This is a genomic window from Pseudomonas sp. HLS-6, assembly GCF_002753995.1.
In the GTDB taxonomy this organism is placed as follows: Bacteria; Pseudomonadota; Gammaproteobacteria; order Pseudomonadales; family Pseudomonadaceae; genus Aquipseudomonas; species Aquipseudomonas defluvii.
In genome coordinates, this window is sequence record NZ_CP024478.1 from 3894527 (window position 1) to 3910658 (window position 16132).

At 59.9% G+C, this 16132-nt stretch carries 17 protein-coding genes; 13 read left to right on the forward strand and 4 right to left on the reverse strand.

The features are described 5' to 3' along the window. Positions 1 to 39 precede the first annotated feature (39 nt). Positions 40 to 972 carry a lipid A biosynthesis lauroyl acyltransferase gene (locus CS390_RS18250; RefSeq protein WP_099775532.1) on the reverse strand — a complete coding sequence of 311 codons (933 nt, stop codon included), beginning with the start codon at positions 970 to 972 and terminating at the stop codon, positions 40 to 42. Positions 973 to 1092: 120 nt separating this feature from the next. On the opposite strand from CS390_RS18250, the gene minC reads away from it, so the two are divergent. The 5 genes from minC (at position 1093) to CS390_RS18275 (ending at position 5149) form a co-directional block, all read left to right on the forward strand. Beyond that, positions 1093 to 1833, forward strand: coding sequence for a septum site-determining protein MinC (gene minC / locus CS390_RS18255; protein ID WP_065760424.1), 741 nt, complete (start codon positions 1093 to 1095; stop codon positions 1831 to 1833). Positions 1834 to 1929: 96 nt separating this feature from the next. Continuing rightward, positions 1930 to 2742 carry a septum site-determining protein MinD gene (minD, locus tag CS390_RS18260; protein WP_065760411.1) on the forward strand — a complete coding sequence of 271 codons (813 nt, stop codon included), beginning with the start codon at positions 1930 to 1932 and terminating at the stop codon, positions 2740 to 2742. A 3-nt stretch (positions 2743 to 2745) separates the two neighbouring features. After that, the gene (gene minE / locus CS390_RS18265; RefSeq protein ID WP_065760412.1) at positions 2746 to 3000 is read left to right on the forward strand and encodes a cell division topological specificity factor MinE; all 255 of its coding nucleotides are present in this window, start codon (positions 2746 to 2748) and stop codon (positions 2998 to 3000) included. A gap of 90 nt (positions 3001 to 3090) precedes the next feature. Continuing rightward, positions 3091 to 3726 (forward strand): RluA family pseudouridine synthase, encoded by a 636-nt coding sequence (locus CS390_RS18270; RefSeq protein ID WP_065760413.1) that lies wholly within the window; start codon positions 3091 to 3093, stop codon positions 3724 to 3726. Positions 3727 to 3859: 133 nt separating this feature from the next. After that, positions 3860 to 5149, forward strand: a complete 1290-nt coding sequence (locus CS390_RS18275) for a M18 family aminopeptidase (protein WP_065760414.1) — start codon at positions 3860 to 3862, stop codon at positions 5147 to 5149. Between the two features lie 218 nt (positions 5150 to 5367). On the opposite strand, the gene CS390_RS18280 is transcribed toward CS390_RS18275, so the two are convergent. Both CS390_RS18280 and CS390_RS25005 read right to left on the reverse strand, forming a co-directional pair. Further along, the gene (locus CS390_RS18280) at positions 5368 to 6069 is read right to left on the reverse strand and encodes a hypothetical protein (protein WP_157767157.1); all 702 of its coding nucleotides are present in this window, start codon (positions 6067 to 6069) and stop codon (positions 5368 to 5370) included. 60 nt (positions 6070 to 6129) lie between these two features. Beyond that, the gene (locus tag CS390_RS25005) at positions 6130 to 6567 is read right to left on the reverse strand and encodes a hypothetical protein (RefSeq protein WP_157767158.1); all 438 of its coding nucleotides are present in this window, start codon (positions 6565 to 6567) and stop codon (positions 6130 to 6132) included. 267 nt (positions 6568 to 6834) lie between these two features. Between CS390_RS25005 and CS390_RS25095 the strand changes: the two genes are divergently transcribed. Together CS390_RS25095 and CS390_RS18285 are read left to right on the forward strand one after the other, a co-directional pair. After that, positions 6835 to 6999, forward strand: coding sequence for a hypothetical protein (locus tag CS390_RS25095; protein ID WP_167524074.1), 165 nt, complete (start codon positions 6835 to 6837; stop codon positions 6997 to 6999). Between the two features lie 41 nt (positions 7000 to 7040). Further along, the gene (locus CS390_RS18285; protein ID WP_371918271.1) at positions 7041 to 9194 is read left to right on the forward strand and encodes a mechanosensitive ion channel family protein; all 2154 of its coding nucleotides are present in this window, start codon (positions 7041 to 7043) and stop codon (positions 9192 to 9194) included. Here the strand turns inward: CS390_RS18285 and phnR are convergent. Continuing rightward, positions 9191 to 9904 carry a phosphonate utilization transcriptional regulator PhnR gene (gene phnR / locus CS390_RS18290; protein ID WP_099775534.1) on the reverse strand — a complete coding sequence of 238 codons (714 nt, stop codon included), beginning with the start codon at positions 9902 to 9904 and terminating at the stop codon, positions 9191 to 9193. The genes CS390_RS18285 and phnR overlap by 4 nt on opposite strands. A 356-nt stretch (positions 9905 to 10260) precedes the next feature. Here phnR and CS390_RS18295 point away from each other — a divergent pair, with 356 nt between their 5' ends. The 6 genes from CS390_RS18295 to CS390_RS18320 all read left to right on the forward strand — a co-directional run bounded on the left by CS390_RS18295 (position 10261) and on the right by CS390_RS18320 (position 15543). Beyond that, on the forward strand, positions 10261 to 11325 hold the full coding sequence (locus tag CS390_RS18295; protein WP_065760418.1) for an ABC transporter substrate-binding protein: 1065 nt from the start codon (positions 10261 to 10263) through the stop codon (positions 11323 to 11325). A gap of 119 nt (positions 11326 to 11444) precedes the next feature. Next, positions 11445 to 12251 carry an alkaline phosphatase family protein gene (locus CS390_RS18300; protein ID WP_065760419.1) on the forward strand — a complete coding sequence of 269 codons (807 nt, stop codon included), beginning with the start codon at positions 11445 to 11447 and terminating at the stop codon, positions 12249 to 12251. Next, positions 12248 to 13090 carry an ABC transporter permease subunit gene (locus CS390_RS18305; RefSeq protein ID WP_099775535.1) on the forward strand — a complete coding sequence of 281 codons (843 nt, stop codon included), beginning with the start codon at positions 12248 to 12250 and terminating at the stop codon, positions 13088 to 13090. The genes CS390_RS18300 and CS390_RS18305 overlap by 4 nt, the downstream gene beginning before the upstream one ends. Continuing rightward, the gene (locus CS390_RS18310) at positions 13077 to 13874 is read left to right on the forward strand and encodes an ABC transporter permease (protein ID WP_065760421.1); all 798 of its coding nucleotides are present in this window, start codon (positions 13077 to 13079) and stop codon (positions 13872 to 13874) included. The genes CS390_RS18305 and CS390_RS18310 overlap by 14 nt, the downstream gene beginning before the upstream one ends. Before the next feature lies 1 nt (position 13875). Next, positions 13876 to 14865 (forward strand): ABC transporter ATP-binding protein, encoded by a 990-nt coding sequence (locus CS390_RS18315; protein WP_065760422.1) that lies wholly within the window; start codon positions 13876 to 13878, stop codon positions 14863 to 14865. Positions 14866 to 14889: 24 nt separating this feature from the next. Beyond that, complete coding sequence (locus CS390_RS18320) at positions 14890 to 15543, forward strand: HAD family phosphatase (protein ID WP_065760423.1); 654 nt, start codon at positions 14890 to 14892, stop codon at positions 15541 to 15543. The last annotated feature ends 589 nt before the right edge of the window (positions 15544 to 16132 follow it).

The following is a 16132-nucleotide window of genomic DNA, read 5'->3' on the forward strand; positions in this document are numbered from 1 at the left end:
GTTGCTCCCTGAGAACTCGCTGGAAAGTCCGTATATGGACTAACGCCGTTTTTCGTAAAGCTTCGGCGCCCCTGGTGGCCGCGATTTGAAGCGTCGATGCGCCCAGAGATACTGCTCAGGGCATTCACGGACCGAGGCCTCAACCCACTGGTTGATTCGCAGGCAATCGGCCTCTTCGGTCTCACCCGGGAAGTCGGCCAGCGGCGGATGGATCACCAACCGGTAGCCGCTACCATCGGCCAGGCGCTGCTGGGTAAAGGGGATCACCCTGGCCTTGCCCAGGCGGGCGAACTTGGTGGTTGCCGTCACGGTCGCAGCCTGAATGCCGAACAGCGGCACAAACAGGCTCTGCTTGGCACCGTAGTCCTGGTCTGGCGCGTACCAGATCGCCCGGCCGGCACGGAGCAGTTTGAGCATACCGCGCACGTCTTCACGCTCCACCGCCAGCGAATCGAGGTTGTGCCGCTCGCGCCCCTGGCGCTGAACAAAGTCGAACAGCGGGTTCTTATGTTCGCGGTACATGCCGTCGATGGTGTGTTTCTGGCCAAGCAAGGCCGCACCGATCTCCAGCGTGGTGAAATGCAACGCCATCAGGATGGCACCCTGGCCATCACGCTGCGCGGCCTGCAGGTGTTCCAGCCCTTCGATATGCGCCAGGCGCGCCAGACGGGCTTTTGGCCACCACCAACTCATGGCCATCTCGAAGAATGCGATACCGGTAGAGGCGAAATTTTCCTTGAGCAGGCGAGTCCGCTCGTCGGACGACAGCTCGGGGAAACACAACTCGAGATTGCGTGCGGCAATACGCCGACGCTCGCCAGCGACGCGGTACATGGCCAGCCCGAGGCCACGGCCGATAGCCAGCAATACCCGGTAAGGCAACTGTACGATCAGCCAGAGCAGGCCCAGGCCCAGCCACAAAGGCCAAAAGCGCGGGTGCAAAAAATACGGACGAAAACGCGGGCGATCCATTCAAGATTCCGGAAAGACAAAGGCCGCGCATTCTACAACGGTTCGGTGCGGGTTGCGGCTAACGAACGATCTCGTTATAAGTCTGGGCACTTTTTCGTAACAAGTCGCCCGATGCAGACCATGAGCCAAACTCAGACGCCCGACCAAGAACCCGTGTTCCAGCTCAAGGGCAGCATGCTCGCCATTACTGTGCTTGAGCTTGCGCAAAACAACCTTGAGGGCCTGGATCGGCAATTGGCCGCCAAGGTTGCCCAGGCCCCCAATTTCTTCAGCAATACGCCGCTGGTACTGGCCCTGGACAAGTTGCCTGCCAGCGAGGGCGCCGTAGACCTGCCGGGGCTGATGCGCGTCTGCCGTCAGCACGGCCTGCGCACCCTGGCGATTCGCGCCAGCCGTATCGAGGACATTGCTGCCGCGATAGCCATCGACCTGCCCGTGCTGCCGCCTTCCGGCGCCCGTGAACGGCCCGTGGAGCTGCCAGAGCCGGTGGTCGAGAAGAAAAAGCCCGAACCACCGGCAGAACCTGCGGTAAAACCGACCAAAATCATCACTTCGCCTGTACGCGGCGGCCAACAGATCTATGCTCAGGGCGGCGACCTGGTGGTGATTTCATCGGTCAGCCCGGGGGCGGAACTTCTTGCCGACGGTAATATCCATGTTTACGGGGCAATGCGGGGACGCGCCCTGGCAGGGATCAAGGGGAACACCAAGGCGCGGATTTTCTGCCAGCAAATGACCGCTGAACTGGTCTCGATCGCCGGGCAATACAAGGTCTCCGAAGACCTGCGCCGCGATCCGCTGTGGGGGGCCGGGGTACAGGTCAGCCTGTCCGGCGACGTGTTGAACATCACCCGTCTTTAACGGATACTGCCGCCATTTTCCGCGCAACTTTTTTCGACGTTGCCGTTTTGTATTTTTTGGGACTGAACGTCCTTTTTTCTTTAGGGGTGATACACCTTGGCCAAGATTCTCGTGGTTACATCCGGCAAGGGTGGTGTGGGTAAGACCACCACCAGCGCCGCTATCGGTACCGGCCTCGCTCTGCGTGGCCACAAGACAGTCATCGTCGACTTCGACGTCGGCCTGCGTAATCTTGACCTGATCATGGGCTGTGAGCGCCGCGTGGTGTATGACTTCGTCAACGTCGTGAACGGCGAAGCCAACCTGCAACAAGCCCTGATCAAAGACAAGCGCCTTGAAAACCTGTACGTACTGGCTGCCAGCCAGACCCGTGACAAGGACGCGCTGACCCAGGAAGGCGTCGAAAAAGTCCTGATGGAACTCAAGGACTCGTTCGACTACGTGGTCTGCGACTCGCCGGCCGGTATCGAGAAAGGTGCCCACCTGGCCATGTACTTCGCGGATGAAGCGATCGTCGTGACCAACCCGGAAGTCTCCTCGGTACGTGACTCCGACCGTATGCTCGGCCTGTTGGCGAGCAAGTCGCGTCGCGCCGAAAACGGCGAAGACCCAATCAAGGAACACCTGCTGATCACCCGCTACCATCCAGAGCGCGTGAGCAAGGGCGAAATGCTCGGCGTTGAAGACGTGAAGGAAATTCTCGCCGTGGCCCTGCTGGGCGTTATCCCTGAATCCCAGGCGGTGCTCAAGGCATCCAACCAGGGCGTTCCCGTCATCCTCGATGACCAGAGCGACGCTGGCCAGGCGTACAGCGATACCGTTGACCGCTTGCTGGGCAAAACCGTGGAGCATCGTTTCCTCGATGTACAGAAGAAGGGATTCTTCGAGCGCCTGTTTGGAGGCAACTAATCAATGAACCTTTTTGACTTCTTTCGTGCCAGCAAAAAAGTAAGTACCGCCTCGGTTGCGAAAGAGCGTCTACAGATCATCGTGGCGCACGAGCGCGGTCAGCGCAGTACCCCGGACTACCTGCCAGCCTTGCAGAAGGAACTGGTGGAGGTGATCCGCAAGTACGTCAACATCGGCAACGATGATGTGCAGGTCGCTCTGGAAAACCAGGGCAGCTGCTCGATCCTGGAACTCAACATCACCCTGCCCGACCGCTAACAGGCAGCCGGGCAAGCCACCACGGCGGCCGCCGGGCCTTCGCACTGCGAGGGCTCGACGGTCGCCGTTGGTGTTTACAGAGAGCACGCAATGCCGCTGTCCAATGTCCACATCCTGCACCAGGATGCCGCTGTCCTGGTGGTCAATAAACCGACCCTGCTGCTGTCCGTCCCGGGCCGCGCCGAGGACAACCGCGACTGCCTGATTACCCGCCTGCAGGAAAACGGCTACCCGGAAGCCCGTATCGTCCATCGCCTGGACTGGGAAACCTCCGGGATCATCCTGCTGGCACGTGATGCCGACAGCCACCGCGAGCTGTCCCGACAGTTCCATGACCGGGAAACCGAGAAGGCCTACACCGCACTGTGCTGGGGGCAACCGGAGCTGGACAGCGGCAGTATCGACCTGCCCCTGCGCTACGACCCGCCAACCAAGCCACGCCATGTGGTGGACCATGAACAGGGCAAACATGCGCTGACCTTCTGGCGTATCGTCGAGCGTTGCGGTGACCATTGCCGGGTTGAGCTGACGCCGATTACCGGCCGCTCACATCAGTTGCGCGTGCACATGCTCTCCATCGGCCATCCGCTGCTGGGCGATCGCCTGTACGCCAACCCCGAAGCATTGGCTGCCCATGAACGGCTGTGCCTGCATGCAAGCATGCTGAGTTTTACCCATCCGGTGACCGGCGAGCGTTTGCGCTTCGAGTGCCCGGCGCCGTTCTGATCGATTGCATCGCCTCTATCGCGGGCAAGGCCGGCTCCAGCACCCTTGCTGGAGCCGGCCTTACTGGCGATTCGGGCCGCCCCAATCCCCAAGCAATACGTTAAACTCGCGCCACTGCTGTCTGGAGTGACTTATGCGCGATGCTCTGAATCAAGGCCTGATCGATTTTCTGAAGGCCTCCCCCACGCCGTTCCATGCCACCACCGGCCTTGCTTTACGCCTTGAAGCGGCGGGTTTCCAGCGCCTTGACGAGCGCGACAGTTGGGCCACCACCGCTGGCGGCCGCTACTACCTGACCCGAAACGACTCCTCGATCATCGCGTTCAAGCTCGGTCGACACTCGCCCTTGATCGACGGTATCCGCCTGGTCGGCGCCCATACCGACAGCCCGTGCCTGCGGGTCAAGCCACAGCCGGAACTGCAACGCCAGGGCTTCTTGCAATTGGGCGTGGAAGTTTACGGCGGCGCGCTGCTGGCGCCGTGGTTCGACCGCGACCTGTCCCTGGCCGGGCGGGTAACCTTCCGCCGTGACGGCAAGGTTGAAAGCCAACTGATCGACTTCAAGCTGCCGATTGCGGTGATCCCCAACCTGGCGATCCACCTCAATCGCGCCGCCAATGAGGGCTGGGCAATCAACGCCCAGACCGAGCTGCCGCCTATTTTGGCGCAGGTGGCCGGCGATGAGCGTGTTGACTTCCGCGCTCTGCTCACCGATCAACTGGCGCGTGAGCACGGCCTGAACGCCGACGTGGTGCTGGACTACGAACTGAGCTTCTACGACACCCAGACCGCTGCGCTGGTTGGCCTGAACGGCGACTTTATCGCCGGGGCGCGGCTGGACAACCTGCTGTCCTGCTACGCCGGCCTGCAAGCCCTGCTCGCCGCCGACAGTGACGAAACCTGTGTGCTGGTGTGCAATGACCACGAGGAAGTCGGCTCTTCCTCGGCCTGTGGTGCCGATGGCCCGATGCTGGAACAAACCCTGCGCCGCCTGCTGCCTGACGGCGATGATTTCGTCCGGACCATTCAGCGCTCGCTGCTGGTCTCGGCCGACAACGCCCACGGCGTTCATCCGAACTACGCCGACAAGCATGACGGCAACCACGGCCCCAAGCTCAACGCCGGCCCGGTGATCAAGGTCAACAACAACCAGCGTTACGCCACCAACAGCGAAACCGCGGGTTTCTTCCGCCATCTGTGCATGGCCGAGGAAGTGCCGGTGCAGAGCTTCGTGGTACGCAGCGACATGGGTTGCGGCTCGACCATCGGCCCGATCACCGCCAGCCACCTGGGCGTGCGTACCGTCGACATCGGCCTGCCGACCTTTGCCATGCACTCCATTCGCGAGCTGTGCGGCAGCCATGACCTGGCGCATCTGGTGAAAGTACTGACGGCGTTCTACCGCAGCCGCGACCTGCCGTAACACCCGGCCTGCCGAAGCAGGCCTTGCTGGGTATTTGAACCGGGCCGTGTGGGATCAAGCTTTGCCAGCGATGCGCGTATCGCGCACTGGCTGACAGGCCGTTGATCCCATCGTAGGCAAGCCTACTCCCACAGGGATCTGCGCAGAACACTGCATTTTCTGTGGTAGCAAGGCTTGCCTGCGATGCTGCCTTTTGCCGGGCCAACCACTGAAACACATCAACCCTGCGCCATAAGTTCCCAGATGGAGAACTCGGCGGGGAGTTTGCCGAGGCGTTGTTCTTCCTGAGCAAGAAAGCGTTCAACTTTCTCGCGATCACCCGCCGGATATCGCAAACGCTCTACAGGGCTGAGGTTGTCCAGAAACTCTATGTAACTGCGATAAAAAGGGCGAGCATCGCCTCCTGGAAAAATAAAGCTGGTTGAAGCCTGAAAATATTCGAAATCCAAGTCACTTTTGGCATGAAGCGCCACATAACGCTCTTCATCCGTATACTCACCGCTTTCGTCCTCCACAATCGCCGCAAGTTCCGGACGGGACAGCCCTGCAAACGGGTTAGACGGCTTACCCTTTCCCTCATGAATGGACAGCAGAAAATCAAAAGACCTCTGCTTTCGAGACAGTTGCTCAGGCGAACAATCTGCCGACACCTCGGCCTGTTTGAAAGCCTCTGCGCCATACATCCTTACCCGTAAAAAGGCCGTTTTACCAAGGCCATGGGCACCGTAAATTCTTTCGTATTTATCCCTGGCTTGATCATTCTGGCGATCGACCTGCGCCATGTTGGCGCTCAACTTCAACCCCTCCGCCGAGAGGCTCACGCTCTCCTTCGTATTTGAGGTTGAAAGGTCTTCTGTGGGTGCTGGTTTTGGTGGTGCTCTAACAATAGCTACCGATGATGGAATTGTGCCTATTTTCATATTAATCCCTCCAACCGCTCCAATACAACGAGGCACTTATTCAAGTGCCTCGCTGAACGATTACTTAATAGAGAACTTCACGGTGTAATTGAAGGGTAGATTGGAATCTGCACCCACCAGTGTTGCGGTACAGGTTGCAGGGCTCGAACCAATAGACACTGCATCCTTCTTCCAGCTAGGCAGGTATCCACCCAGATGCATTTCAACCAGGTGCGATGCCGAGAACCGGCATTTTTTCGAGCCCACTGCGTAAGTAAATCGCATACCGGACGCAATATCACTTCCACTGGTATGAACAAACCTAATACTGGAGTTTTGTAATATATTTGTCGGCAGGGGATTAACACTTCCAAAAAAATACTCATAGCCGTACACAGCTTCTGCACTGGTTTCATTTACAACTGTCACAGTCGCCAGATTGGCCGCTTGTACCGCCCCACCCACCGTACACCCCAACACCACAAAAGAACCCAACAACACTTTCTTGATATTTATCATTCGCGACATCCATTCAAAGGTTAACGACACGCAGCTGTTGCTGCATGTCCGTGCCGGGGAGATTCATCGATCGCTCATGACGCTTTTAACCAGTCGGCAGGAAGCCTTGGGCGCTGTATCAGACGCGATCTGATATCGATGTAGGAAATTTCTCTGCTGTTAGAATCAGCACGGGCCGTGCCCACGCTGACCTCCATCAACCCCGGCCCAGCGATTCCGGCCTATGCTTGCCCCATGAAATTCCACGCTTTGAGAAGGTTCTTGCGCATGTCAGAGTTCCAGATGATGTTCCTCCCGGTGATCGCCGGCCTGATCCTGTTGACCGTCGGTTTCAACATGCGTGAGCGCAATATCGGGGTGCTGATGATGTGGATCGGAACCTTGGGCATGATTGGCATCATGGCCTGGAAGATCCTTGAGAAACTGAACTGACAAATACACTACACTCGGGCGATTGATTGCCTGAGGTCGATTTGCCAGTGCCTGCCTTTTTCCGTTTTTTCGCGCTGTTTCTGATACTGCTGGCGCCCGTCAGCCTGGCACAGGCAGCAGGTTTGCCGGGTTTGCTCGGCAGTAGCAAAGCCCAGCCCGAAGCCACCGAGCCGTTGAGCCAGTCCCTGGACGAGGTCATCAAGCGCCTGGAAAACGATCAGCAACGTGCCAGTTTGCTGGCCGATCTGAAGAAGCTGCGCGACAGCACCAAACAGGCCCAGCCGTCGGTAGAGCAAGGCGTACTGGGGGTGATTGGCAACACCGTGGCCAGCCTCGAGAAGCAGTTCAGTGGTGATGCCAGCCCCTTCACGCGGTGGTCGCAGGAGCTGGACCAGGCTCAGGAGGAACTGGCCGCCCTGATGGTGCCGGTGAAAGAGTTGCCCGCCATGCTGTTCGGCTTTGCCGCGGTCATCGCCCTCTGGAGCCTGTTGGCTTACGGTTTTATCTGGGTCGGGCATCGGGTGCGGCTGCGCTTCGGCCTGACCGAGGAACTCCCCCATCATCCCAAAACCTGGGACATGGTGCGCTTCGCCTTGCGTAAGCTTGGCCCTTGGCTGGTGGCGCTGATCATCACCCTGTACCTGAGTTTTGCCCTGCCCTCGTCACTGGGCAAGTCAATGGCCATGGTGCTGGCCTATGCGCTGGTGGTCGGTACCTGTTTCTCGGCCATTTGCGTGATTGCCTTTTCCTTGCTCGACGGCCCGCACCGCCATCATGCGCTGCACATTTTACGGCGCCGCGCGTTCCGCCCGCTGTGGCTGATCGGCAGTTTTGCCGCGTTCGGTGAGGCGATGAACGATCCGCGCCTGGCCACTGCGCTGGGCACCCACCTGGCGCATAGCCTGGCAACGCTGGCGAATGTGCTGGCGGCCCTTTCCAGCGGGCTGTTCATCCTACGTTTCCGGCGCCCTATCGCTCACCTGATCCGCAACCAACCGCTGTCGCGTCGCCTGACCCGGCGCGCCCTGAGCGACACCATCGAGATTCTCGGCAGTTTCTGGTACCTGCCGGCGTTGGTGCTGGTGGCCATCTCATTGTTTGCCACCTTTGTTTCCGCAGGCGACACCAGCACCGCACTGCGTCAGTCGCTGATGTGCGCCGTACTGCTGGTGCTGTGCATGGTGATCAACGGCCTGGTCCGTCGCCATGCTGCAAAACCGCACCGGAGCAACCGCCGCCAACCGCTCTACTACGAGCGGCTCAAAAGTTTTGGCTACACCTTGGTACACCTGACGATCTGGCTGCTGTTCATCGAGTTGGGGCTTCGGGTCTGGGGCTTCTCGCTGATCGGTTTCGCCGAGGGCGACGGCCATGACGCCGCCATGCGCCTGCTTGGCCTGGGCGGCACGCTGCTCGCCGCGTGGCTGGTGTGGATACTCAGCGATACCGCCGTGCACCATGCCCTGACGCGCTCACGCAAAGGCGCGGCCAATGCCCGTGCACAAACCATGATGCCGCTGATCCGCAACGTGCTGTTCGTGGCCATTTTCATCATTGCGGTGATCGTCGCCCTGGCCAACATGGGCATGAACGTCACGCCGCTGCTGGCGGGTGCAGGGGTGATCGGCCTGGCGATCGGTTTCGGCGCGCAGTCGCTGGTGGCCGATTTGATCACCGGCCTGTTCATCATCATCGAGGACTCCCTGGCCATTGACGACTATGTCGATGTCGGCGGCCACCTGGGAACTGTCGAAGGCCTGACTATCCGTACCGTACGCCTGCGTGATATCGACGGTATCGTCCATACCATCCCGTTCAGCGAGATCAAAAGCATCAAGAACTACTCGCGGGAGTTTGGTTACGCGATCTTCCGCATCGCCATTCCCCACAGCATGAACATCGATCAGGCCATCAGCCTGGTTCGCGATGTTGGCCAGAAGCTGCGCAACGACCCGCTGCAACGCCGCAGCATCTGGTCACCGCTGGAGTTGCAAGGCGTGGAGAGCTTCGAGTCTGGCTCGGCCATCCTGCGGGCGCGGTTCAAGACCGCACCGATCAAACAGTGGGAGGTTTCACGGGCGTTCAACCTGGCGCTCAAGCGCGAGCTTGATGAAGCCGGCCTGGACCTGGCCACTCCGCGGCTGTCGGTGCAGGTGATCACCGCCGGTGGCGGCGCCGAGGGCAACAACGCTTAACCGGCATCGGCTCGAATGCGAATCGCATCATGCCGCCAATACTCCAGGTCGCAGTCGATCAAGCGCCCGTGCTGATCGCTGTTGACCCGAGTGATCTGCAGCCCGGGGCTGCCCGACGATACTTTCAGGGCCATACCCGCGGCGACGGGCAATGCCGTAGGCAGAATTTCAAAACACACCCGGCCGTACTGGATCCCGTAGTGCTCGGCGTACAACTCAGTCAATGACTGGCCCAGGTCGAAGCTGAGGATATCCGGAAAGTACTCAGGGTTCAGGTAGTGCTCGGCATACAGCACCGCACGCCCGTCGATACGCCGTAACCGACAGATCTGAATCACGCTGGACAGCGGCGACAGTTGCAAGCGCGCACAAATCGCGGCGGGCGCAGGTTGCAGACGTGCCGACAACAACTCGGTAGCCGGCACCCGTCCCTGGGCGCGCACCATGGCGTGAAAGTGGCTACGCTCGATCAGGTCATAGGTCAATCGCTCGGGTGCAACGAACCAGCCACGACGCTCTTCACGGTAGATCACCCCAAGGGCTTCAAGCTGCACCAGCGCTTCACGCAGGGTAATGCGCGTCGTGTCGAACACTTCGCTGAGCTTGCGCTCGGCCGGCAACTTGCAACCGGCGGCCAGCAGGCCGTGCTCGATCTGTTCCTGCAACGCCTGGCATATGGCTGTTACTGCGCGTGGTGGCAGTGGACGCATCAAAGGTTACCTATCTGGACTAGTCCAGCGCCAATACTGAGCAGTAAAACGCTCAGAAAGGGGCGCACGGGAATACTTCAAGACTAGGCAATGCAGATGAACGCCAGATGACATTACCGCTCAACGGTCATCAAAACCCTCTCGAACAAGGCCTTCAGGCGTTGCGGATCAAGCACTTGAATCTGGTCTACGCTGTATTTTCAGAGCCAGCTGCCATGCCGGAACAACCCGCAGCGACATCAAAATGTCATGCAGCCGGCCTACCTTGGCTCAGGTATTGCTGACCTAGACCAACCGAATCGCAACAACGTCCAACACCCCATGCGTTTTGCAAGGCACCCAATAAGGAGCTTCGGATGAAACAGCTTTTCCTGGCGTCACTGTTAGGTTCTACCATTGCCCTGTGCACCTCGGCGATGGCCGCCGGTACCGACCTGAAAGCCCTGGAGGACGCTGCCCGTAAAGAGGGCGCGGTCAACAGCGTCGGCATGCCCGACGCCTGGGCCAACTGGAAAGGAACCTGGGAAGACCTGGCCAGCAAGTATGGCCTCAAGCATATGGACACCGACATGAGTTCGGCTCAGGAGGTGGCCAAGTTCGAGGCAGAGAAAGACAACGCCAGCGCTGATATCGGCGACGTTGGCGCCGCCTTCGGCCCGATTGCCGCAGCCAAAGGCGTGACCCAACCCTACAAGCCCAGCACCTGGGATCAAGTGCCTGCGTGGGCCAAGGACAAGGACGGCCATTGGGCGCTGGCCTATACCGGCACCATCGCCTTCATCATCAACAAGCAGTTGGTGAAGGAAGCCGACATGCCAAAAACCTGGCATGACCTGGAAAAGGGCAAGTACAAGGTCGCCATCGGTGATGTCGGCACCGCCGCCCAGGCGGCCAACGGTGTACTGGCTGCCGCCATCGCTTACAAGGGTGACGAGAAGAATCTCGAGCCGGGCCTGCAACTGTTCACCAAGCTGGCGCAGCAGAAGCGTCTGTCGCTGGCCAACCCCACCATCCAGACCCTGGAGAAGGGTGAAGTGGAAGTGGGTGTGGTCTGGGACTTCAACGGCCTGAGCTACCGCGAGCAGATCGATCCGAAGCGCTTTGAGGTCTTGATCCCGGCAGATGGCTCGGTGATCTCGGGCTACACCACCATCATCAACAAGTACGCCAAGAACCCCAATGCCGCCAAACTGACTCGCGAATACATTTTCAGCGATGCCGGGCAAACCAACCTCGCCCGCGGCAATGCGCGGCCGATTCGTGCCGAGCACCTGAAACTGCCCGCCGATGTACAGGCCAAGCTGCTGCCCAATGAGCAGTACAAGGCCGCTCAGCCGATCAAGGATGCCGCGGCCTGGGAAGCCACCTCGAAGAAACTGCCGCAGATGTGGCAGGAGCAAGTGATCATCGAGATGGAGTGAGGCTGTGGGCGCAACCGGGAAACCGTGGCGCCCCGATCGCCGGCAAACCAGTTCCCACAAGGCTCATGTGGGCGCTGGCTTGCCAGCGATGAAGCCCTCCCGCGTACTTCGGAGAAATCATGAAACACAACGTCATTCTGGTCCTGCTTGATGGCCTCAACTATCAGGTCGCACATCACGCCATGGGCCACCTGCATGCCTATGTCGAAGCCGACCGTGCAGCCCTGTACCGCCTCGAATGCGAGCTGCCGGCACTGTCCCGCCCGCTGTATGAGTGCATCCTTACCGGCGTAGCCCCCATCGACAGCGGTATCGTTCACAACAACGTCACGCGCCTGTCCACACAGCGCAGCATCTTTCATTACGCCCACGAAGCAGGCCTGAGCACGGCGGCAGCGGCCTACCACTGGGTCAGCGAACTGTACAACCGCTCACCGTTCGACCCGTTGCGTGATCGCCACACGCACTCGCCGAAACTGCCGATTCAACACGGCCTGTTTTATTACGTCGACCACTACCCGGACTCGCACCTGTTTGCCGATGCCGAGTACCTGCGACGCCGGCATGCCCCGAACTTCCTGCTCGTGCATCCGATGAACATTGACGACGCAGGCCATCGCCACGGGCTGGACAGCCGTCAGTACCGTAACAGTGCACGCGGCGCCGACATCCTGCTGGCCGACTATCTGCAAGGCTGGCTCGACAGTGGCTATCAGGTACTCGTCACCTCTGACCACGGCATGAACAACGACCACTCGCACAATGGCCTGCTGCCTGAAGAGCGCGAAGTGCCGCTGTTCGTGTTTGGCGATGCCTTCAGCCTCGACCCTGCCGCCAAACCCTTGCAGACCGAGTTGTGTGGCACGATTTGCGAGCTGATGGGCATTGCCCATGACAAGCCGGTGTGCCGGGAGCTACTCACGTGAACGCGCTCACTCGCGGTAAATACCTGGCGCTGCTCTGCCTGCTGCCCTTTGCGGTGTTTTTCCTGGTCTTTCAAATTGCCCCGCTGGCCTGGGTCGCCCTACACAGTCTTCAGGCCGAAAGTGGCTGGGGCCTGGACAACTTCAGCAAGGTGTTCAACTCGAAGTTCTACCGCCAGGCTATCCAGCACAGCCTGGAGATCAGTTTCTGGTCGAGCCTGTTCGGCATCCTGATCGCCATCCTCGGCAGCTACTCGCTGCGCCGGGTCGATTCGCGGCTGCGCGACTTCGTCAACGCCTTCGCCAACATGACCAGCAATTTCGCCGGGGTGCCACTGGCCTTCGCCTTCATCATCCTGCTGGGCTTCAACGGTGCCCTGACCATGCTGCTAAAGCAGGCCGGGATCATCGAAGACTTCAACCTGTACTCCAAAAGCGGGTTGATCATCCTCTACACCTACTTCCAGATCCCGCTGGGTGTGCTGCTGCTCTACCCGGCATTTGACGCCCTGCGTGAAGACTGGCGTGAGTCCGCCGAGTTGCTCGGTGCCAACGCCTGGCAGTACTGGCGGCACATCGGCCTGCCGGTGCTGACCCCGGCCCTGCTCGGCACCTTCGTGATCCTGCTGGCCAACGCGCTGGGGGCTTACGCCACGGTGTACGCCTTGACCACCGGCAACTTCAACGTGTTACCGATCCGCATCGCCGCGCTAGTCGCGGGCGACATCTCCCTGGACCCGAACCTGGCCAGTGCACTGGCCATGATCCTGGTCGGCTTGATGACGCTGGTTACCCTGGTTCACCAATGGATGCTGAAGAGGAGCTACCATGTCGCGCGCTGAACCCGCTTCGACCCACCTCTATCATCGGTTGGTGGTCTACGCCCTGTTTCTGCTGTTGCTGTTGCCCCTGGCCGGCACCTTGCTCTACTCCCTGGCCACCAGTTGGTCAGCGAGCATTCTGCCCAGTGGGCTGACCCTCAAGTGGTACCTGGCCTTGTGGAGCGACCCGCGCTTTCTTGCCGCATTCGGCCAATCGCTGCTGGTATGCGTGGGGGCGTTGATTCTCTCGGTACTGCTGATTCTGCCGTTGCTGTTCGTGGTGCATTACCACTTCCCCCGGCTCGACGCACTGATGAACATCCTCATCCTGCTGCCCTTCGCGGTACCGCCGGTGGTGTCCTCGGTGGGCCTGCTGCAGCTCTATGGCTCGGGGCCGCTGGCGATGGTCGGTACGCCATGGATCCTGATCGGTTGCTATTTCACCGTGGCCTTGCCCTTCATGTACCGGGCAATCACCAACAACCTGCAAGCCATTAACCTGCGTGACCTGATGGACGCCGCCCAATTACTCGGCGCCAGTACCTTTCAGGCCGCGCTGCTGGTGGTACTGCCCAACCTGCGCAAGGGCCTGATGGTCGCGCTGCTTTTGTCGTTCTCGTTCCTGTTTGGCGAGTTCGTCTTCGCCAACCTGTTGGTCGGCACGCGCTATGAAACCCTGCAGGTGTACCTCAACAACATGCGTAACAGCAGCGGCCATTTCAACAGCGCCCTGGTGATTTCCTATTTCCTCTTCGTGCTGGTGCTGACCTGGGCAGCCAACCGCCTGAACAAGGACAAGTCGTGATATGAGCTTCGTCAGTGTGCAAAACCTGCAGAAACGTTATGCCGGCAACCCGGTGTTCAATGACATCAACTGCCACATCGAACGCGGTGAGTTCGTCACCCTGCTCGGCCCTTCCGGCTGCGGCAAATCCACCCTGCTGCGCTGCATCGCCGGGCTTACGGCAGTGGACAGCGGCAAGATTCTTCTGGACGGCCAGGACCTGGTGCCTCTGAGCCCGCAGAAACGCGGAATCGGCATGGTCTTTCAGAGCTATGCCCTGTTCCCCAACATGACCGTGGAACAGAACGTCGCCTTTGGCCTGCGTATGCAGAAGGTTGCCCCCGAAGAAAGCCGCAGCCGCGTGCTTGAGGTACTGCAACTGGTCGAGCTGCAAGACTTCGCCAGCCGCTATCCGCACCAGCTTTCCGGAGGCCAGTGCCAGCGTGTGGCCCTGGCCCGCTCACTGGTGACCCGGCCACGCCTGCTGCTGCTCGACGAGCCGCTGTCGGCCCTGGATGCGCGGATCCGCAAGCACCTGCGCGAACAGATCCGAAATATCCAGCGTGAGTTGGGCCTGACGACCATCTTTGTGACCCATGACCAGGAGGAAGCACTGATCCTGTCGGATCGCATTTTCCTGATGAACCAAGGGCGTATCGTCCAGAGCGGCGATGCCGAAACCCTCTACACCGCCCCCGCCGATGCCTTCGCCGCCGGTTTTATCGGCAACTACAACCTGCTCGATGCCGACAGCGCCAGCCGCTTGCTGCAACGACCGATCAGCAGTCGCCTGGCCATTCGCCCGGAAGCCATCGTCCTGAGCCTGAACGGCGAACTGGAAGGCCAGGTACGCAGTCATAGTCTGCTGGGCAACGTGATCCGTTACCGGGTCGAGGCCCGGGGTGTCGAGTTACTGGTCGATGTACTGAATCGCTCGTCTGCCGATCTGCATCCCAATGGTCAACGGGTATCCTTGTCCATCGATCCCACCGCCCTCTGCGAAGTTGCCTGAGGGTTGCACAGGAGTTTGAGTGAAATGGCTTTAGCGATTTTCGATCTGGACGAAACCTTGATCCACGGTGACTGCGCCTCGCTGTGGAGTGAAGAAATGGCCCGCCTGGGTTGGGTCGATGGTGAGTCTTTTCTGCGCCGCGACCGTGAGTTGATGGATGCATATGGCCGTGGCCACTTGGCCATGGAGGACTACATGGCGTTCAGCCTGGAGCCCATTGCCGGGCGTACCCAAGAAGAACTGCAGCACCTGGTGGAGCCTTGGGTCGAGAACATCATTGAGCCGATCATCTTCAGCGAAGCCTGCAAACGGATCGCCGAACACCGCAAGCGTGGCGACCGGGTGCTGGTGATATCGGCCTCCGGCACCCACCTGGTAGCACCCATTGCGGCGCGGCTGGGTATCGACGAATTTCTCGCCATTGATCTTGAGGTCGTGAACGGCGTGTACACCGGCAAGACCCGGGGCGTGCTGACTTACCGCGAAGGCAAGATCACCCGCCTGCTGGAGTGGCTGGATCAGGAAGAAGAGAACCTTGAGGGTGCCAGTTTCTACTCTGACTCGCGCAACGACTTGCCGCTGCTGCTCAAGGTGGACCACCCCGTCGTGGTGAACCCCGACCCGGTACTGCGCGGGCACGCCGAGCAACACGGCTGGCCAATCCTGAGTTGGAGCTGACCAGGGCTGTTCACTTGAGCCCTTGGAGTGCTTGATACGTCAATCAACCACATCAATGAATGGGTATGTTCACGAAGTGAGTGCCAATAGCCACAAACATGCGTTGCCCCCTGATGGCGGCAGGCATATCCGTTTGCGATGTTGGGCCCGATGCCCCGTTCCGCCTTTACGGCGTGTCACTTTTGTCGGGGCAAAAGTGGGTCGCCGTAAAAGGCGAAACCAGCCGGTGGTGCCGCTGCAGGGAATGGATATGTTCGCGAAGTGAATGCCACACATCACAAGCGTGTATCGCCGCTGATGCAAGCAGGCATATCCATTCACGATGTTGGGCCCGATGCCCCGTTCCGCCTTTACGGCGGGTCACTTTTGTGCGGGACAAAAGTAACCAAAACCCCTCGTCCCAACATCCGGCCCTCCGCTGCGCTGCGGGTTCTCTCACTCCAGCAGTGCTCCCGCCGGGACCGCGCTGAAGGGCCTTCCTGGCCCTCAGCACTTGCCAGGCATCCTTGCCTGGCACCCGACTACGCACTGCCTGCGTTCGACCTCCTGAAGGGACAATTTGGCGGCGCCTGCGAGGTCAGCGTATGGA

Bases quoted from the DNA above. Each gene is read 5' to 3' on its own strand.
- CS390_RS18250 (WP_099775532.1), bottom strand. From the start codon at position 972: ATGGATCGCCCGCGTTTTCGTCCGTATTTTTTGCACCCGCGCTTTTGG.
- minC (WP_065760424.1), top strand. From the start codon at position 1,093: ATGAGCCAAACTCAGACGCCCGACCAAGAACCCGTGTTCCAGCTCAAG.
- minE (WP_065760412.1), top strand. From the start codon at position 2,746: ATGAACCTTTTTGACTTCTTTCGTGCCAGCAAAAAAGTAAGTACCGCC.
- CS390_RS18270 (WP_065760413.1), top strand. From the start codon at position 3,091: ATGCCGCTGTCCAATGTCCACATCCTGCACCAGGATGCCGCTGTCCTG.
- CS390_RS18275 (WP_065760414.1), top strand. From the start codon at position 3,860: ATGCGCGATGCTCTGAATCAAGGCCTGATCGATTTTCTGAAGGCCTCC.
- CS390_RS18280 (WP_157767157.1), bottom strand. From the start codon at position 6,069: ATGAAAATAGGCACAATTCCATCATCGGTAGCTATTGTTAGAGCACCA.
- CS390_RS25005 (WP_157767158.1), bottom strand. From the start codon at position 6,567: ATGATAAATATCAAGAAAGTGTTGTTGGGTTCTTTTGTGGTGTTGGGG.
- CS390_RS25095 (WP_167524074.1), top strand. From the start codon at position 6,835: ATGTCAGAGTTCCAGATGATGTTCCTCCCGGTGATCGCCGGCCTGATC.
- phnR (WP_099775534.1), bottom strand. From the start codon at position 9,904: ATGCGTCCACTGCCACCACGCGCAGTAACAGCCATATGCCAGGCGTTG.
- CS390_RS18295 (WP_065760418.1), top strand. From the start codon at position 10,261: ATGAAACAGCTTTTCCTGGCGTCACTGTTAGGTTCTACCATTGCCCTG.
- CS390_RS18300 (WP_065760419.1), top strand. From the start codon at position 11,445: ATGAAACACAACGTCATTCTGGTCCTGCTTGATGGCCTCAACTATCAG.
- CS390_RS18310 (WP_065760421.1), top strand. From the start codon at position 13,077: ATGTCGCGCGCTGAACCCGCTTCGACCCACCTCTATCATCGGTTGGTG.
- CS390_RS18315 (WP_065760422.1), top strand. From the start codon at position 13,876: ATGAGCTTCGTCAGTGTGCAAAACCTGCAGAAACGTTATGCCGGCAAC.
- CS390_RS18320 (WP_065760423.1), top strand. From the start codon at position 14,890: ATGGCTTTAGCGATTTTCGATCTGGACGAAACCTTGATCCACGGTGAC.